The organism is Planococcus wigleyi (genome assembly GCF_014836985.1).
Taxonomy (GTDB): Bacteria; Bacillota; Bacilli; order Bacillales_A; family Planococcaceae; genus Planococcus; species Planococcus notacanthi.
Genome location: NZ_JACSPU010000022.1, coordinates 1 through 589 on the forward strand (window position 1 = coordinate 1; position 589 = coordinate 589).

General features: G+C 31.7%; 1 protein-coding gene. It reads left to right on the forward strand.

What is annotated here, in order from left to right; translation table 11 throughout:
* The coding region (locus tag H9630_RS18760) for a hypothetical protein (RefSeq protein ID WP_191716995.1) at positions 1 to 573 on the forward strand (573 nt) is incomplete at its 5' end.
* Between the last annotated feature and the right edge of the window lie 16 nt (positions 574 to 589).

Genomic DNA, 589 nt, shown 5'->3' on the forward strand with positions numbered 1-589 from the left:
GTTAAAAGTGAAGAGGGCTATTTATTCGATGGAAAAATCAATAACGAAGATCTTGCTGAAGATTCTATCGAGAGAAAGATTCTCTATAAACATTTAGGAATTGACGAACAAGAACATAAATTAAAAAGAATTTTTATGAGTCCTGAAGAGAATAAGACGATGGATGAAAAATTGCTAAATGGATACATCGATAAAGGATCGGTCTTCAATGAAGGTGCTAATGTTTATCTGTACGATGATGCAGTGATTAACAATAAACTTTTCCCTGAATTTAACGATCAAAAAGCTGACATCTATGGAAACAAAACTATTGAATACAGAGCTTATCAAAAAGAACTTGAACAATTTATCGATAATGTCGAAGACAATATTATTCCAGATTTAGAAGAGTCCTTTGCTGCCAAAGAAAAACGCTATACTTTCTTACGAACAGATATAGACGAATCATTGAAGTTAGTTGACCGCTGTAAGAATTTAGAACAGCTTCACATTGTTAAATCGAAATTTGATTTAGAAACTGAACTTCGTGAAATTCAAAAAGAAAAAGATAAAGAGCAAGACCTGTCACTATGACAGGTTTTTTGTATAT